Origin of the sequence: Escherichia sp. Lx600-2, from assembly GCF_036662595.1 — a bacterium.
Classification (GTDB): Bacteria; Pseudomonadota; Gammaproteobacteria; order Enterobacterales; family Enterobacteriaceae; genus Escherichia; species Escherichia coli.
This window is the reverse complement of the sequence record NZ_JAYQWM010000002.1, coordinates 16,210-32,704: the sequence shown is the minus strand read 5'-3', so window position 1 is coordinate 32,704 and position 16,495 is coordinate 16,210. Positions and strand designations below refer to the sequence as shown.

General features: G+C 51.9%; 19 protein-coding genes. 15 read left to right on the top strand and 4 right to left on the bottom strand.

Annotation, left to right across the window (positions count from 1 at the left end):
• Nucleotides 1-88 precede the first annotated feature (88 nt).
• Nucleotides 89-1,225, bottom strand: a complete 1,137-nt coding sequence (gene rlmG, locus OQV04_RS00865) for a 23S rRNA (guanine(1835)-N(2))-methyltransferase RlmG (RefSeq protein ID WP_024250066.1) — start codon at nt 1,223-1,225, stop codon at nt 89-91.
• Nucleotides 1,226-1,309: 84 nt separating this feature from the next.
• Between rlmG and OQV04_RS00860 the strand changes: the two genes are divergently transcribed.
• The 5 genes from OQV04_RS00860 to sstT all read left to right on the top strand — a co-directional run bounded on the left by OQV04_RS00860 (nt 1,310) and on the right by sstT (nt 6,695).
• Complete coding sequence (locus OQV04_RS00860; RefSeq protein ID WP_001295542.1) at nt 1,310-1,813, top strand: M48 metallopeptidase family protein; 504 nt, start codon at nt 1,310-1,312, stop codon at nt 1,811-1,813.
• A 76-nt stretch (nt 1,814-1,889) separates the two neighbouring features.
• Nucleotides 1,890-2,582: a SanA/YdcF family protein gene (locus OQV04_RS00855; protein WP_032281630.1), complete on the top strand. Its 693-nt coding sequence runs from the start codon at nt 1,890-1,892 to the stop codon at nt 2,580-2,582.
• A gap of 78 nt (nt 2,583-2,660) precedes the next feature.
• Nucleotides 2,661-3,647, top strand: a complete 987-nt coding sequence (locus OQV04_RS00850; RefSeq protein ID WP_032281640.1) for a Gfo/Idh/MocA family protein — start codon at nt 2,661-2,663, stop codon at nt 3,645-3,647.
• A 282-nt stretch (nt 3,648-3,929) separates the two neighbouring features.
• A complete protein-coding gene (gene alx / locus OQV04_RS00845) occupies nt 3,930-4,895 on the top strand; it encodes a TerC family membrane protein Alx (RefSeq protein ID WP_001098805.1) in 966 nt (321 codons plus the stop codon).
• A gap of 555 nt (nt 4,896-5,450) precedes the next feature.
• Nucleotides 5,451-6,695, top strand: a complete 1,245-nt coding sequence (gene sstT, locus OQV04_RS00840) for a serine/threonine transporter SstT (protein WP_000211655.1) — start codon at nt 5,451-5,453, stop codon at nt 6,693-6,695.
• A gap of 4 nt (nt 6,696-6,699) precedes the next feature.
• On the opposite strand, the gene OQV04_RS00835 is transcribed toward sstT, so the two are convergent.
• From OQV04_RS00835 to uxaC, 3 genes are all read right to left on the bottom strand, one after another.
• Nucleotides 6,700-7,251 (bottom strand): YgjV family protein, encoded by a 552-nt coding sequence (locus OQV04_RS00835; RefSeq protein ID WP_000128136.1) that lies wholly within the window; start codon nt 7,249-7,251, stop codon nt 6,700-6,702.
• An 82-nt stretch (nt 7,252-7,333) separates the two neighbouring features.
• Nucleotides 7,334-8,821, bottom strand: coding sequence for an altronate dehydratase (gene uxaA / locus OQV04_RS00830; RefSeq protein ID WP_001199376.1), 1,488 nt, complete (start codon nt 8,819-8,821; stop codon nt 7,334-7,336).
• 14 nt (nt 8,822-8,835) lie between these two features.
• The gene (gene uxaC / locus OQV04_RS00825; protein ID WP_000187442.1) at nt 8,836-10,248 is read right to left on the bottom strand and encodes a glucuronate isomerase; all 1,413 of its coding nucleotides are present in this window, start codon (nt 10,246-10,248) and stop codon (nt 8,836-8,838) included.
• Nucleotides 10,249-10,730: 482 nt separating this feature from the next.
• Here uxaC and exuT point away from each other — a divergent pair, with 482 nt between their 5' ends.
• The 10 genes from exuT to OQV04_RS00775 all read left to right on the top strand — a co-directional run bounded on the left by exuT (nt 10,731) and on the right by OQV04_RS00775 (nt 16,461).
• A complete protein-coding gene (exuT, locus tag OQV04_RS00820; protein WP_001226465.1) occupies nt 10,731-12,029 on the top strand; it encodes a hexuronate transporter ExuT in 1,299 nt (432 codons plus the stop codon).
• 129 nt (nt 12,030-12,158) lie between these two features.
• A complete protein-coding gene (exuR, locus tag OQV04_RS00815) occupies nt 12,159-12,935 on the top strand; it encodes a transcriptional regulator ExuR (protein ID WP_000406488.1) in 777 nt (258 codons plus the stop codon).
• A 239-nt stretch (nt 12,936-13,174) separates the two neighbouring features.
• Nucleotides 13,175-13,258 (top strand): protein YqiM, encoded by an 84-nt coding sequence (gene yqiM / locus OQV04_RS00810; protein ID WP_211180508.1) that lies wholly within the window; start codon nt 13,175-13,177, stop codon nt 13,256-13,258.
• A 21-nt stretch (nt 13,259-13,279) separates the two neighbouring features.
• Nucleotides 13,280-13,942, top strand: coding sequence for a DedA family general envelope maintenance protein YqjA (gene yqjA / locus OQV04_RS00805; RefSeq protein ID WP_000422149.1), 663 nt, complete (start codon nt 13,280-13,282; stop codon nt 13,940-13,942).
• Nucleotides 13,943-13,945: 3 nt separating this feature from the next.
• Nucleotides 13,946-14,329: an EnvZ/OmpR regulon moderator MzrA gene (gene mzrA, locus OQV04_RS00800; RefSeq protein WP_001166761.1), complete on the top strand. Its 384-nt coding sequence runs from the start codon at nt 13,946-13,948 to the stop codon at nt 14,327-14,329.
• 146 nt (nt 14,330-14,475) lie between these two features.
• The gene (yqjC, locus tag OQV04_RS00795) at nt 14,476-14,844 is read left to right on the top strand and encodes a DUF1090 family protein YqjC (protein WP_032281631.1); all 369 of its coding nucleotides are present in this window, start codon (nt 14,476-14,478) and stop codon (nt 14,842-14,844) included.
• 37 nt (nt 14,845-14,881) lie between these two features.
• Nucleotides 14,882-15,187, top strand: a complete 306-nt coding sequence (locus OQV04_RS00790; RefSeq protein WP_000031415.1) for a DUF883 family protein — start codon at nt 14,882-14,884, stop codon at nt 15,185-15,187.
• Nucleotides 15,188-15,189: 2 nt separating this feature from the next.
• Nucleotides 15,190-15,594, top strand: coding sequence for a phage holin family protein (locus tag OQV04_RS00785; protein ID WP_000785722.1), 405 nt, complete (start codon nt 15,190-15,192; stop codon nt 15,592-15,594).
• Nucleotides 15,584-15,883, top strand: a complete 300-nt coding sequence (locus OQV04_RS00780; protein ID WP_000096086.1) for a YqjK-like family protein — start codon at nt 15,584-15,586, stop codon at nt 15,881-15,883. The genes OQV04_RS00785 and OQV04_RS00780 overlap by 11 nt, the downstream gene beginning before the upstream one ends.
• Nucleotides 15,884-16,068: 185 nt before the next feature.
• A complete protein-coding gene (locus OQV04_RS00775) occupies nt 16,069-16,461 on the top strand; it encodes a DoxX family protein (RefSeq protein ID WP_274446666.1) in 393 nt (130 codons plus the stop codon).
• Nucleotides 16,462-16,495: the final 34 nt, after the last annotated feature.

Below are 16,495 nucleotides of genomic sequence, written 5' to 3'. Positions count from 1 at the left end.
GCAACGCATCTTATTCGGCCTACGGGTAACGTTCTGAACGTAGGCTGGATAAGGCGTTCACGCCGCATCCGGCAGGTTGTTCTCAACCTTATCGACGACGCCCGAGCTTCACCGCTTTCAGCACCACAAATTTATTATTCGTCGCAATAGTGGTGCAGTTGCCGAAAATCTTCTTCAGTTTATGGAAGTAATCCAGGTGACGGTTGGCAACGATATACAGTTCGCCGTTGATTTTCAGGCAGCGGCGGGCGTGGTGGAACATCTCCCAGGCGACGTTATCGGTCAGCGCATGTTGCTGATGAAACGGCGGGTTGCAGAGCACAGCATTAAAGCGGAAAGGCTCCACTCCGGAGAGCGCGTTGTTGATCATAAACTCGCAGCGATCCAACGCCTCTGGCATGTTGGTTTCAACGTTCAAACGGCTGGAAGCAACCGCCATCGGTGATTCATCGACAAACACCACTTTCGCCTGCGGATTTTTATCAAGCAGCGTCAGACCAATAACGCCATTACCGCAACCGAGATCGACAATCTCACCTTCGAGATTCTCTGGCAGATGCTGTATAAAGAAGCGCGCGCCAATATCCAGCCCGGTGCGGGAGAAGACATTCGCATGGTTGTGGATAGTCCAGTCAGTACCTTCCAGCTTCCAGCTAACGGTCTGCGGCGCATCGGCCAGCGGCGGTTCATTGAAAGTGCAATTAATCAGGCGCGCTTTTTTCCATGCCAGCGTGGTGGTGGTCGGGCCGAGCACTTTTTCGAACAGTTCCAGCGTGGAAGTGTGAATGTCACGGGCTTTGGCACCGGCAATAATACGTGTATCCGACGTGACCACTTTGCGCAGCGCACGCAGTTGCTGTTCCAGCAATGCCAGTGTTTTCGGCACTTTGATCAGCACAACACCCGGCTGTTGCGGGTAGTCGGCGGTGCTGTCGAGAAACTTCACGCTCGACTCATCAATCCCGTTGAGGCGTAAATTCTCGCGCGTCGCCAGTTCACTGATGTATGAGTCGCCAATGCTGTACGGCTTATGTTCCGCCAGCGCGCAGCTTAACGCACCAAAGGCATCATTCAGGATCAACACCGGGCCGCGGATTTCTGTGTCGTCCAACTGTTGCAGCAAATATTCATCCGCCGCTTCCCACGCCTGTAGCGGGTTAACGTCATCCGTCGCCGGAAAACGTTGTAGTGTCAGTGAACGGAAACCGTTGTCTAAGTGGCTCATCGGCCCTCCTGAATGATAAAATTTCGACATTGCCCCTGAAAAGGGTGCGTGAGTATACCCTTTTTCTCTTTTTCGTGGGCGGTTATGAGCAATCTTACTTATCTTCAGGGTTATCCCGAGCAGCTACTTTCCCAGGTGCGAACACTGATTAACGAACAGCGTCTGGGCGATGTGCTGGCAAAACGCTATCCGGGAACACACGACTACGCCACCGATAAAGCCCTCTGGCAATATACTCAGGATCTGAAAAATCAGTTTCTGCGTAATGCCCCGCCGATCAATAAAGTGATGTATGACAATAAGATCCATGTGCTAAAAAACGCGCTCGGGTTACATACCGCTGTTTCTCGTGTGCAGGGCGGCAAGCTGAAAGCAAAAGCAGAGATCCGCGTCGCTACCGTGTTTCGCAACGCGCCGGAACCGTTTTTGCGCATGATCGTGGTGCACGAGCTGGCGCACCTGAAGGAGAAAGAGCATAACAAAGCGTTTTACCAGTTGTGCTGTCATATGGAACCCCAGTACCACCAGCTTGAGTTCGACACCCGACTGTGGCTAACCCAGTTGTCGCTTGGGCAGGACAAAATCTGAAAATGATGTCAGGCGTTATCTTTTCTTTCTTTAGCGCCTAAAATCGACCTCCCCCCTTTCGTTAAGGATAACGACCATGCTGCGCGCATTTGCCCGCCTTCTTCTCCGTATTTGTTTTTCTCGCCGGACTCTAAAGATTGCCTGCTTACTGTTACTTGTGGCAGGAGCGACCATTTTTATCGCCGATCGCGTAATGGTCAACGCCAGCAAACAGCTGACCTGGAGCGACGTCAACGTCGTTCCGGCGCGTAACGTGGGCTTATTGCTGGGGGCCAGACCGGGTAATCGCTACTTTACCCGACGTATTGATACCGCAGCAGCGTTGTACCACGCCGGAAAAGTGAAATGGCTGCTGGTAAGTGGCGATAACGGACGTAAAAATTACGATGAAGCATCAGGTATGCAGCAGGCTTTGATCGCTAAAGGCGTACCGGCGAAAGTGATCTTCTGCGACTATGCCGGATTCTCAACGCTTGATTCAGTGGTGCGTGCCAAAAAGGTGTTTGGGGAAAACCATATCACCATTATCTCGCAAGAATTTCATAACCAACGCGCCATCTGGCTGGCAAAACAGTACGGTATCGACGCTATCGGGTTTAACGCGCCAGACCTCAATATGAAGCATGGTTTTTATACTCAACTGCGGGAGAAACTCGCTCGTGTCAGCGCGGTGATTGACGCCAAAATCCTCCATCGCCAGCCGAAATATCTCGGGCCATTGATCATGATTGGGCCGTTTAGTGAGCATGGCTGTCCGGCGAAAGAATAATGCGTATCTGCGCACGTCGAAGATGAAAAAGGCGTGCTACATTGACGACAGAATCCCTTTATGGAGTATCCACGCGTTATGATACGTTTCGCTGTGATTGGTACGAACTGGATCACTCGCCAGTTCGTCGAGGCCGCCCATGAGAGCGGTAAATACAAGTTAACCGCCGTTTATTCCCGCAGCCTTGAGCAGGCTCAGCACTTCGCCAATGATTTTTCTGTCGAGCATCTGTTTACCTCGCTGGAAGCGATGGCGGAAAGCGATGCCATTGACGCGGTGTATATTGCCAGCCCGAATTCCCTGCACTTTTCCCAGGCACAACTTTTCCTTAGTCACAAAATTCATGTGATTTGCGAGAAACCGCTGGCGTCGAATCTGGCGGAAGTGGATGCCGCCATTGCCTGTGCGCGGGAAAATCAGGTGGTGCTGTTTGAGGCATTTAAAACAGCCAGCCTGCCGAACTTTCATTTGCTGCGCCAGGCGCTGCCGAAAGTAGGCAAACTGCGGAAAGTCTTTTTCAACTATTGCCAGTATTCCTCGCGGTATCAACGTTACCTGGATGGTGAGAATCCCAACACCTTTAATCCGGCATTCTCTAACGGTTCAATTATGGATATCGGCTTTTACTGCCTGGCGTCGGCGGTAGCGTTATTTGGTGAGCCGAAAAGCGTGCAGGCAACCGCCAGTTTACTGGCAAGTGGTGTAGATGCCCACGGCGTGGTGGTGATGGATTACGGTGATTTCAGCGTCACCTTGCAGCACTCAAAGGTCAGTGATTCTGTCCTGGCAAGCGAGATTCAGGGCGAAGCGGGATCGCTGGTGATTGAAAAACTGTCTGAATGCCAGAAAGTGTGCTTCGTGCCGCGTGGCAGCCAGATGCAGGATCTCACCCAGCCGCAGCATATTAATACCATGCTCTACGAAGCAGAGCTGTTCGCTACCCTGGTGGATGAGCATCTGGTGGATCATCCAGGGCTGGCGGTCAGTCGCATCACCGCCAAACTGCTGACCGAGATCCGCCGCCAGACTGGGGTGATTTTTCCGGCAGATAGCGTAAAACTATAATTGCCAAAGTAAAACAGTGTAAAAGGTATGTAACAGACCATTGACTGGCTGAATGGTCTGTCATACTTTGTTACCTGCAAAGGGGAGTAACTTCATTGCCGGTTGATCGTCATTACGATGTGTGAAAAACCACATCCGGTCACCGGGCAACCCGAAAGGAATACGCAGACGTATTCCTTTTTTGTTGTAAGTGAGACCTTGCCGGAAGGCGAGGTCTATGCATAAAAAGCAGCGGCTGACGTCTTCCGACGTTGGCCGTTTTTTTATGTGTAAGGAACTTCTATGAATACTGTCGGCACGCCGTTGCTATGGGGCGGATTCGCTGTTGTTGTCGCCATTATGCTGGCTATCGACCTGTTGTTGCAGGGGCGTCGTGGGGCACATGCCATGACCATGAAACAGGCTGCGGCCTGGTCGCTGGTCTGGGTGACGCTGTCGTTACTGTTTAACGCCGCTTTCTGGTGGTATCTGGTGCAAACCGAAGGTCGCGCCGTTGCCGATCCACAGGCACTGGCCTTTCTCACGGGTTATCTGATTGAGAAATCGCTGGCGGTCGATAACGTCTTTGTCTGGCTGATGTTGTTCAGCTATTTCTCCGTTCCGGCGGCATTACAACGTCGCGTGCTGGTGTATGGCGTGCTCGGGGCGATTGTTCTGCGTACCATCATGATCTTCACAGGCAGCTGGCTGATTTCGCAGTTCGACTGGATCCTGTATATCTTCGGTGCCTTCCTGCTATTTACCGGCGTGAAGATGGCGCTCGCCCATGAAGATGAATCAGGCATTGGCGACAAGCCGCTGGTGCGCTGGCTACGCGGTCATTTGCGTATGACCGACACCATCGACAATGAGCATTTCTTTGTGCGTAAGAATGGATTGCTGTACGCCACACCGCTGATGCTGGTACTGATTCTGGTGGAATTGAGCGACGTGATTTTTGCCGTGGATAGCATTCCGGCTATCTTCGCCGTGACCACTGACCCGTTCATTGTGCTGACCTCAAACCTGTTTGCGATCCTCGGCCTGCGTGCGATGTATTTCCTGCTGGCGGGCGTAGCAGAGCGTTTCTCGATGCTCAAATATGGCCTGGCGGTGATTCTGGTGTTTATCGGTATCAAGATGCTGATTGTCGACTTCTACCATATTCCAATCGCCGTCTCGCTGGGCGTGGTGTTTGGCATCCTGGTGATGACGTTTATTATCAACGCCTGGGTGAATTATCGGCATGATAAGCAGCGGGGAGAATGATCCGCTGTATATTAAGCCATTACTAGAGATAACTCATTCCAGACAAAGGTGAGCTATTAATTATGTAATCGGCTTATAGCTCTTTACAAAAAGACCGCACGGGTGTTGGTGGCGTCAAAATCGCCGAAGCGTTCCCTTGCGCCCGACCCGGTAGCCGCAAGGGATAAGCTGAGGGAACCGCGCAGCGGCGATTTTGTTCGCCAGAGCCTGGGGGTGCAAGGGGCGGCGGCGATTGGCCGCCCCCTGCGCGCTCCCTGCGCCAGTGACTTTATATGGCATAACACATTAAAGGAGCGCAACCGTTCTCATATTCCAAATAGTTTTGCCCATATGTTATCTAATCAGCCTTAGTAGCCAGTCCTTCCCTCTGTTTATGTCAAATAAATGTAACCATTAAGTTGCAAAACATGACCTCCCTTTAAAATCCAGCATTTTTCGCTTCCCGAAGCTGTAACTTTCCTTATACTCGACCTTGCAAACACTTTGTTACATCCTGAAAGATGCGTCGACAGAACGCACCAGGGATGTGCGACAACACAATGAAAGGATCGAAAAATGACTACGCAACGTTCACCGGGGCTATTCCGGCGTCTGGCTCATGGCAGCCTGGTAAAACAAATCCTGGTCGGCCTTGTTCTGGGGATTCTTCTGGCATGGATCTCAAAACCCGCGGCGGAAGCTGTTGGTCTGTTAGGTACTTTGTTCGTCGGCGCACTGAAAGCTGTTGCCCCCATCCTGGTGCTGATGCTGGTAATGGCATCTATTGCTAACCACCAGCACGGGCAGAAAACCAATATCCGTCCTATTTTGTTCCTCTATCTGCTGGGCACCTTCTCTGCAGCTCTGGCCGCAGTAGTCTTCAGCTTTGCCTTCCCTTCTACCCTGCACTTGTCCAGTAGCGCGGGTGATATTTCGCCGCCGTCAGGCATTGTCGAAGTGATGCGCGGACTAGTAATGAGCATGGTTTCCAACCCCATTGACGCGCTGCTGAAAGGTAACTACATCGGGATCCTGGTGTGGGCAATTGGCCTCGGTTTCGCACTGCGTCACGGTAACGAAACCACCAAAAACCTGGTCAACGATATGTCGAATGCCGTCACCTTTATGGTGAAACTGGTCATTCGCTTCGCACCGATCGGTATTTTTGGGCTGGTTTCTTCTACCCTGGCAACCACCGGTTTCTCCACACTGTGGGGCTACGCGCAACTGCTGGTCGTGCTGGTTGGCTGTATGTTACTGGTGGCGCTGGTGGTTAACCCATTGCTGGTGTGGTGGAAAATTCGTCGTAACCCGTTCCCGCTGGTGCTGCTGTGCCTGCGCGAAAGCGGCGTGTATGCCTTCTTCACCCGCAGCTCTGCGGCGAACATTCCGGTGAATATGGCGCTGTGTGAAAAGCTGAATCTGGATCGCGATACCTATTCCGTTTCTATTCCGCTGGGTGCCACCATCAATATGGCAGGCGCAGCAATCACCATTACCGTGTTGACGCTGGCTGCGGTTAATACGCTGGGTATCCCGGTCGATCTGCCCACAGCGCTGCTGTTGAGCGTAGTGGCTTCTCTGTGTGCCTGTGGCGCATCCGGCGTGGCGGGGGGGTCTCTGCTGCTGATCCCACTGGCCTGTAATATGTTCGGTATTTCGAACGATATCGCCATGCAGGTGGTTGCCGTCGGCTTTATCATCGGCGTATTGCAGGACTCTTGCGAAACCGCGCTGAACTCTTCAACTGACGTGCTATTCACTGCGGCAGCTTGCCAGGCAGAAGACGATCGTCTGGCAAATAGCGCCCTGCGTAATTAATTGTTTAACCCCTTTCGTCTATGGCGGGAGGGGTTTTCTCTACTTTAAACGGATCAATTCCCCTTTTCTGCATCCGCCAGAAACGAATGATATTCAGGCCATTCATAAGCAGAAAACTACCCTCAATCATCGTGCCGCCTATCGACCCCGCCCAGAAGTTGTGAATCACCCAGCAACACGTTGAAAACCACATCACGCAGCGCATGGTGAGCCCTTTACAGCGGAACAGCGCCCAGGTACTGACAATCGTACCGATAACCGGCAATAGTTCGACAGGATGATGGAACTTCGCGAGGCCAATTCCGCCAGTCAGCACAATAAAAATCGCCATTACCCATAAGCTGCGCGTGCGTAAGGTAATCAATGTACGAATGGCATTAAGGATGGCACTGGCACCAGCGGGATAGGTGCCCAGAAGAAAAAAATGTACGCCAATAACGGCGCTATAGACCGAAAGCTGCTTTTTGAAGCGACGTTCGTCACGATTGAAAAATGTTGTGATACCAATCAGAAAGGCGATGACACCCACGCCCTGGGCCAGCCAATACGCGGTCATGATAAATCCTTAGCAGGTATGGAAAAACAAACGGCGCTTCACATTATGAAACGCCGTTTTTTATTAACAACTCATTTCGACTTTATAGCGTTACGCCGCTTTTGAAGATCGCCAGTTCGCGGAAGTCGTTACGCTCGTTACAGGTTTGCTTACCGTTGGCAAACTCAACGATGGTGTCGATAAATTCTTCCAGCAACTGCGGCATCGCTTTACCGTGGATCAGCTGACCCGCGTCAAAGTCGATCCAGTGTTTTTTCTTCGCCGCCAGTTCACTGTTGGTGGCGATTTTCACCGTCGGCACAAATCCACCATACGGCGTGCCACGACCAGTACTGAACAGCACCATATGGCAGCCCGCACCCGCCAGGGCGCTGGTCGCTACGGCATCGTTACCCGGCGCACTTAACAAGTTCAGCCCTGGCGTTTTCAGACGCTCGCCGTAACGCAGCACGTCAACCACGACACTGGAACCCGCTTTCTGGGTACAGCCAAGTGATTTGTCTTCCAGCGTGGTGATACCGCCCGCTTTGTTCCCCGGTGATGGGTTTTCGTAGATCGGCTGGTCATGGGCAATAAAGTACTGTTTGAAGTCGTTGACCATGGTGACCAGTTTTTCAAACGTTGCTTCGTCGCGGCAATGGTCCATCAGCAACTGCTCTGCGCCAAACATCTCCGGCACTTCGGTCAGTACGGTAGTACCGCCGTTAGCAATCACGTAGTCAGAGAAACGCCCCAGCATCGGGTTAGCAGTAATACCAGAAAGACCGTCAGAACCACCGCACTCCAGACCAAACTTCAGTTCGCTGAGTTTGCCTGGCTCGCGTTTATCGTTGCGCATCACGTTATACAACTGATGCAAATGCTCGATCCCGGCCTCGATCTCATCATCCTGCTGTTGGCAGATCATGAAATGAACGCGTTCAGGATCGATATCGCCCAGCGTTTCACGGAATGCGGCAACCTGGTTGTTTTCACAGCCCAGGCCAATCACCAGCACTGCGCCTGCGTTCGGGTGGCGCACCATGTTTTGCAGCATGGTGCGGGTATTAATGTGATCGTCGCCCAGCTGTGAGCAGCCGTAGGTGTGGCTGAAGAGGAACACGCCGTCGGTACCTTCAGCGTTGTTGGTCTCTTTCAGAAAACGGTTCTGGATCTGCCGCGCGATGCCGTTGACACAGCCCACGGTTGGCAGGATCCACAGCTCGTTACGCACCCCGACATCGCCGTTAGCGCGACGATAGATCTGCACTTCACGATCTGCCGCTTGCGCAGGCAGATCCTGAAAATCAGGTTGATAGCGATACTGATCCAGATCGCTCAGATTCGTGCGCGTATTGTGGGCGTGAACGTGTTCCCCCGCCGCAATATCCGCCAATGCATAACCAATCGGCAGGCCATATTTGATGACGTTGGCCCCTTTTGCGATATCCGTTAACGCAAATTTATGTCCACGAGCAACATCCTGGCGCAGCGTAACAGTCTGGTTATCGACACTGACTTCTGTGCCTTCAGCCAAATCCGCTAAAGCGACCGCGACGTTATCCAGCGCATGGATCTTGATGTATTGCATATCAACCCCAGACCTTAGTTCAGTTCAATGGCGAAGTAGTCACGCGCATTGTTAAAGCAAATATTTTTCACCATCTCACCCAGCAGGTTGATGTCCGCCGGTGCTTCGCCCGCTTCCACCCAGCGACCAATCATCTGGCACAGAATGCGGCGGAAGTATTCGTGACGGGTGTATGACAGGAAGCTACGGCTGTCAGTCAGCATACCGACAAAGCGGCTCAGCAAACCGAGCTGCGCCAGTTGGGTCATCTGACGTTCCATACCGTCTTTCTGATCGTTAAACCACCAGCCGGAACCGAACTGCATTTTGCCCGGCATACCTTCGCCCTGGAAGTTACCGATCATGGTGCCCAGCACTTCGTTATCGCGCGGGTTCAGGCAGTAGAGAATGGTTTTCGGCAGCAGGTTTTCTTCGTTCTGCTTGCTCAGCAGCTTAGACAGCTCTTCCGCCATCGGACGGTCGTTGATGGAGTCAAAGCCTACATCCGGCCCCAGCAGTTTGAACTGACGCAGGTTGTTATTACGCAGCGCGCCAATGTGGTACTGCTGTACCCAGCCGCGACGTGCATATTCGGCACCAAGGAACACCAGTACCGCAGTTTTGAACTGTGCCACTTCGTGCTCGCTCAGGGTTTCGCCAGCCAGACGACGCGCCAGAATGCTGTCCAGTTCCGCTTCGTTCGCTTCAGCAAACATCACCACATCCAGCGCGTGGTCAGACACTTTACAGCCGTGAGCGGCGAAGTGATCCAGACGTTTGGTCAAGGCAGTTTGCAGGTCAGCAAAGCGGCGAATGTCGGTATCGGAAACTTCGCCCAGCTTCGCCATGTAGTCGTTAAAGGTCGCCTGTTCGATGTTAAAGGCTTTGTCCGGACGCCAGCTCGGCAGCACTTTGATGGTGAAAGAGCCGTCTTTGGCGATCTCTGCGTGATGCTCCAGAGAATCGATCGGGTCATCGGTGGTGCCGACCATTTTCACGTTCATCTGCTGCATGATGCCGCGCGCGGAGAAGTTATCCTGCGCCAGCAGTTCGTTACATTCGTTCCAGATTTCATCGGCAGTTGACGGAGAAAGCAATTTGCCAGTGATACCAAACGGACGACGCAGTTCGAGGTGCGTCCAGTGGTATAACGGGTTGCCGATAGTGTGCGGAACAGTCGCCGCCCAGGCGTCAAATTTTTCACGGTCAGACGCATCACCAGTACACAGACGCTCAGCCACACCGTTGGTACGCATAGCGCGCCATTTGTAGTGATCGCCCTTCAACCAGATGTCATACAGGTTTTTAAAACGATAGTCTTCAGCAATCTGCTGCGGCGGCAAATGGCAATGGTAATCGAAAATCGGCTGGTCTTTTGCGTAGTCGTGATACAGACGGCGGGCAAATTCGGTATCTAACAGGAAATCTTCAGTCATAAACGGAGTCATTTTCGTCTTCCTCTCAACGAGTGAGCTAGCTTGCTTATGGTGCGATGCTGACAAAGTTATCACACCAATTTCCAGAGTCCGAAGATATTTTCGTGAGTTAGATCAATAAACGTAGTTAAAAAAATTACTCTTAAAGTGGTAAATCTCGCTGCAGGCCGCGCCAGTACTGGCCTCACTGTCGTCAGGTAATGTCCCTACAAATATTCGCACATTTGTGATGGCTCTCACCTTTTAAAGTTGTATGACAAGTTATCTTTCTGCCGTCGCAAATCATAAGTCGACGGAATGCAAATTGCCGATTCACTCATTTGTTAGATGAATCGGGTTAACCGGTACGGAAGCCGAATTAGCACGAAACTTTCATGGCAACGTTCGGGGCGTGCCGGTTTTTTTTCGGTTACCCGGTCGTAACTAACATCTTCAGCCTCTGGCGGGATGATGGCCGCGCTTCCTGCGGATATAACAAAACGATGAGGTTTTACATGCGTAAAATTAAAGGGTTACGTTGGTATATGATCGCACTGGTGACGCTCGGCACCGTGCTTGGTTACCTGACGCGTAACACTGTGGCGGCAGCTGCGCCAACTCTGATGGAAGAGTTAAACATCTCCACCCAACAGTATTCCTATATCATCGCAGCCTATTCTGCTGCTTATACGGTCATGCAACCGGTAGCGGGTTATGTACTGGATGTGCTGGGTACGAAAATCGGTTATGCAATGTTTGCTGTGCTGTGGGCCGTGTTCTGTGGTGCAACCGCGCTGGCAGGTAGCTGGGGTGGCCTGGCTGTTGCTCGTGGTGCGGTCGGTGCCGCGGAAGCAGCGATGATCCCGGCGGGTCTGAAAGCCAGCTCCGAATGGTTCCCGGCGAAAGAGCGTTCCATCGCAGTAGGCTATTTTAACGTAGGTTCTTCGATTGGTGCGATGATTGCGCCGCCGCTGGTGGTATGGGCAATCGTGATGCACAGCTGGCAGATGGCATTTATCATCTCCGGTGCATTGAGCTTTATCTGGGCAATGGCATGGCTGATTTTCTATAAACATCCGCGCGACCAGAAGCATCTGACCGATGAAGAACGCGACTATATTATTAATGGTCAGGAAGCCCAGCACCAGGTGAGCACGGCGAAGAAAATGTCCGTTGGTCAGATCCTGCGTAACCGTCAGTTCTGGGGTATCGCGCTGCCGCGTTTCCTGGCAGAACCGGCCTGGGGTACTTTTAACGCGTGGATCCCGCTGTTCATGTTTAAAGTTTACGGCTTTAACCTGAAAGAGATCGCGATGTTCGCCTGGATGCCGATGCTGTTTGCTGACCTCGGTTGTATCCTCGGTGGTTACCTGCCGCCGCTGTTCCAGCGTTGGTTTGGTGTGAACCTGATCGTTTCCCGTAAGATGGTCGTAACGCTGGGTGCAGTGCTGATGATTGGCCCGGGTATGATCGGCCTGTTCACCAACCCGTATGTCGCAATTATGCTGCTGTGTATCGGTGGTTTTGCCCACCAGGCACTGTCTGGCGCGCTGATTACGCTCTCTTCCGACGTGTTTGGTCGTAACGAAGTGGCAACGGCGAACGGTTTAACCGGGATGTCCGCATGGCTGGCAAGTACGCTGTTTGCGCTGGTTGTCGGTGCACTGGCTGACACCATCGGCTTCAGCCCGCTGTTCGCAGTTCTGGCAGTATTTGACCTGCTGGGTGCGCTGGTTATCTGGACCGTATTGCAGAACAAACCGGCGATTGAGGTGGCGCAGGAAACACATAACGATCCCGCACCGCAACATTAACGCTTCGTGTAAGTTTTAGTTTCCCTTCAAAGCCGCCTTCTCAGGCGGCTTTTTCATCACTGCGAGTAGAGCTAAACTCGCAAAAGTGGTATAACAAATATAGTCTGCCGTATCATGCCTGGAGCGCATATGGAAATCACTGAACCACGCCGTTTGTATCAACAACTTGCCGCTGACCTGAAAGAGCGCATCGAACAGGGCGTCTATCTGGTGGGTGATAAACTGCCTGCTGAGCGCTTTATTGCCGATGAAAAGAACGTCAGCCGTACGGTAGTTCGTGAAGCCATCATCATGCTGGAAGTTGAAGGCTATGTCGAAGTGCGTAAAGGTTCAGGTATTCACGTGGTTTCCAACCAGCCGCGCCATCAGCAGGCGGCGGACAATAATATGGAATTCGCCAATTACGGTCCGTTTGAGTTACTCCAGGCTCGCCAACTCATCGAAAGTAATATTGCCGAGTTCGCAGCAACTCAGGTAACGAAACAGGACATCATGAAACTGATGGCCATCCAGGAGCAGGCGCGCGGCGAACAATGCTTCCGTGATTCCGAGTGGGATTTGCAGTTCCATATTCAGGTAGCCCTGGCGACGCAGAACTCCGCCCTGGCGGCTATCGTTGAAAAAATGTGGACCCAGCGTAGCCATAACCCGTACTGGAAAAAACTGCACGAACACATTGATTCCCGTACCGTCGATAACTGGTGTGATGACCACGATCAAATCCTCAAGGCGCTGATTCGCAAAGATCCTCATGCTGCTAAGCTGGCAATGTGGCAGCACCTGGAAAACACCAAGATCATGTTATTCAACGAAACCAGCGACGACTTCGAGTTCAATGCCGACCGCTATCTATTCGCCGAAAACCCGGTGGTGCATCTCGATACAGCCACCAGCGGCAGTAAATGAAATTCCTGTCCGACAGGCGCTGCAATGCGCCTGTTTGTCTCGTCGGTAAGCGAAAAGTATAAAGTGTCAGCCTGTGTAAATCCTCTCGCCACCCTCCCCTGCATTCAGCAAAATCAGACTCCACGGACATGTAATTTTGATAACGAACAACGTTGACCTTTGTTACAATTAGATTCAATTTGAATTTATGTTTTTGAATGCTTTCTTATCTCACGATTTAACAGGGAATAGTTCAGGCTGTGTTGATGTATCAAACCCGCAGAACATACCAAAACAGCAATAACATTGCGGTAGTGCATCTTTTAAAACCAGCGTGGCGTTAACCGATTCACCAGGAATAATGAATGGAACTTTTGACCCAATTGCTGCAAGCCCTGTGGGCGCAGGATTTTGAAACCCTGGCCAATCCATCGATGATTGGCATGTTGTATTTTGTCTTGTTTGTAATTTTGTTCCTTGAAAACGGCTTGCTTCCGGCGGCCTTTTTACCGGGCGACAGTTTACTGGTATTGGTCGGCGTGTTGATTGCGAAAGGCGCGATGGGCTATCCGCAAACGATTCTGCTGCTGACCGTTGCCGCCAGCCTCGGCTGCTGGGTCAGCTATATTCAGGGGCGATGGCTGGGCAATACCCGCACCGTACAAAACTGGCTATCTCATTTACCCGCGCATTATCATCAACGCGCACACCATCTTTTTCATAAACACGGTTTATCGGCGCTGTTAATTGGTCGCTTTATTGCGTTTGTCAGAACACTGCTGCCGACGATTGCCGGGTTATCAGGGCTGAATAACGCGCGCTTTCAGTTTTTCAACTGGATGAGCGGTCTGCTGTGGGTATTGATCCTGACAACTCTGGGTTACATGCTCGGCAAAACGCCGGTATTTTTAAAGTACGAGGACCAGCTGATGTCATGCCTGATGCTGCTCCCGGTGGTGCTGCTGGTGTTTGGCCTGGCAGGTTCTCTGGTCGTGTTATGGAAAAAGAAATATGGAAATCGGGGGTAAGGGATGCAAATACCTCGCATGTCGCTTCGCCAGCTAGCCTGGTCCGGCGCTGTTTTACTTCTGGTCGGCACGCTGTTGCTGGCCTGGTCCGCGGTTCGCCAGCAAGAGTCTACGCTGGCGATTCGTGCCGTTCATCAAGGCACAACGATGCCAGACGGTTTTTCAATCTGGCATCACCTTGACGCTCATGGCATTCCTTTCAAAAGTATCACCCCCAAAAACGACACTCTGTTAATTACCTTTGACTCCAGCGACCAGAGCGCCGCTGCAAAAGCGGTCCTCGACAGAACATTGCCCCAAGGCTACATCATTGCGCAGCAGGACAATAACAGTCAGGCTATGCAGTGGCTGACCCGGCTACGGGATAACTCTCATCGCTTCGGATAACTTCCTGTTATCCGAAACAGATCACTCACTTTGGTGATTTCACCGTAACTGTCTATGATTAATGAGGCGGTGGTTAACACTACCGCTTCGTTGTCTGGACAATCGTTCCTTTGTAATAGGTCCGAATCACAATGGAAGGTTCAAGAATGAAATACCGCATCGCTTTAGCTGTTTCTCTTTTTGCTCTTAGTGCTGGTAGTTATGCCACTACCCTGTGTCAGGAAAAGGAGCAAAATATCCTTAAGGAGATCAGCTATGCCGAAAAACACCAAAACCAGAATCGTATTGACGGTCTGAATAAAGCCCTGAGTGAAGTCCGGGCCAACTGTTCAGATAGCCAGCTGCGTGCCGATCATCAGAAGAAAATCGCAAAGCAGAAAGATGAGGTGGCGGAACGCCAGCAAGATTTAGCCGAGGCGAAGCAAAAAGGCGATGCCGATAAGATTGCCAAACGCGAACGGAAACTGGCAGAAGCGCAGGAAGAGCTGAAAATGCTGGAAGCGCGCGACTACTAACTCACAATAGTCACTACTTACTCACCTGGAGAAAACTATGTCGAAAGAACACACTACGGAACATCTGCGTGCTGAGTTGAAATCCCTTTCCGATACGCTGGAAGAGGTGCTTAGCTCATCTGGCGAGAAGTCGAAAGAAGAGTTGAGTAAGATTCGTAGCAAAGCGGAGCAGGCACTGAAACAGAGCCGTTATCGCCTGGGTGAAACCGGTGATGCCATCGCCAAACAAACCCGTGTCGCGGCGGCGCGTGCCGATGAGTATGTGCGTGAAAATCCATGGACGGGCGTGGGCATTGGCGCTGCAATCGGTGTAGTGCTCGGCGTTCTGCTGTCGCGTCGTTAATTATGGCGGACACTCATCACGCGCAAGGGCCCGGTAAAAGCGTTCTGGGCATCGGGCAGCGAATTGTTTCCATCATGGTTGAAATGGTGGAAACACGTCTGCGGCTGGCGGTGGTGGAGCTGGAAGAGGAAAAAGCGAATCTCTTTCAACTTTTACTGATGCTGGGCCTGACGATGCTTTTCGCTGCATTTGGTCTTATGAGCCTGATGGTGCTAATTATTTGGGCGGTTGATCCGCAATATCGCCTGAATGCGATGATTGCCACCACCGTGGTGTTGCTGCTACTGGCACTGATTGGCGGTATCTGGACGTTACGTAAATCGCGTAAATCCACCTTGCTGCGCCATACACGCCATGAGCTGGCAAACGATCGGCAGCTGCTCGAGGAGGAGTCCCGTGAGCAGTAAAGTCGAACGTGAACGACGTAAGGCGCAACTGCTTAGCCAGATCCAGCAACAACGGCTGGATCTTTCTGCCAGTCGTCGTGAATGGCTGGAGGCAACAGGCGCTTACGATCGTCGCTGGAATATGCTGCTAAGTCTGCGCTCCTGGGCGCTGGTTGGCAGTAGCGTGATGGCGATCTGGACGATTCGCCATCCTAATATGCTGGTCCGCTGGGCCAGACGCGGTTTTGGCGTATGGAGCGCCTGGCGTCTGGTTAAAACGACCCTCAAGCAGCAACAGCTTCGCGGTTAACTTCCCTCTGGCCGGAGCCATTCCGGCCTTACCCATCAAATTTTTTGAAGATTTTTGACAGTTTTCCTTGCTAACAATCATCATTCACCACGTTTATGATTCTCTCCATCGACAGCAACGACGCTAATACCGCGCCCTTGCACAAAAAAACAATCAGCAGCCTGAGTGGCGCAGTGGAGAGTATGATGAAAAAATTAGAAGATGTTGGTGTACTGGTAGCGCGCATTTTAATGCCGATTCTGTTTATTACCGCAGGCTGGGGAAAAATTACTGGTTACGCGGGTACCCAACAATATATGGAAGCGATGGGCGTCCCGGGTTTTATGCTGCCGCTGGTGATTCTGCTTGAGTTTGGTGGTGGTCTGGCAATCCTGTTCGGTTTCCTGACTCGCACCACTGCCCTGTTTACTGCGGGCTTTACGCTGCTGACGGCATTTTTATTTCACAGCAACTTTGCTGAAGGCGTTAACTCGCTGATGTTCATGAAAAACCTGACAATTTCTGGCGGATTCTTGCTGCTGGCAATTACCGGTCCGGGCGCGTATAGCATCGACCGCCTGCTGAGTAAAAAGTGGTAAGCACGCGCTATACTTAACGATAAAAAACGAGGAG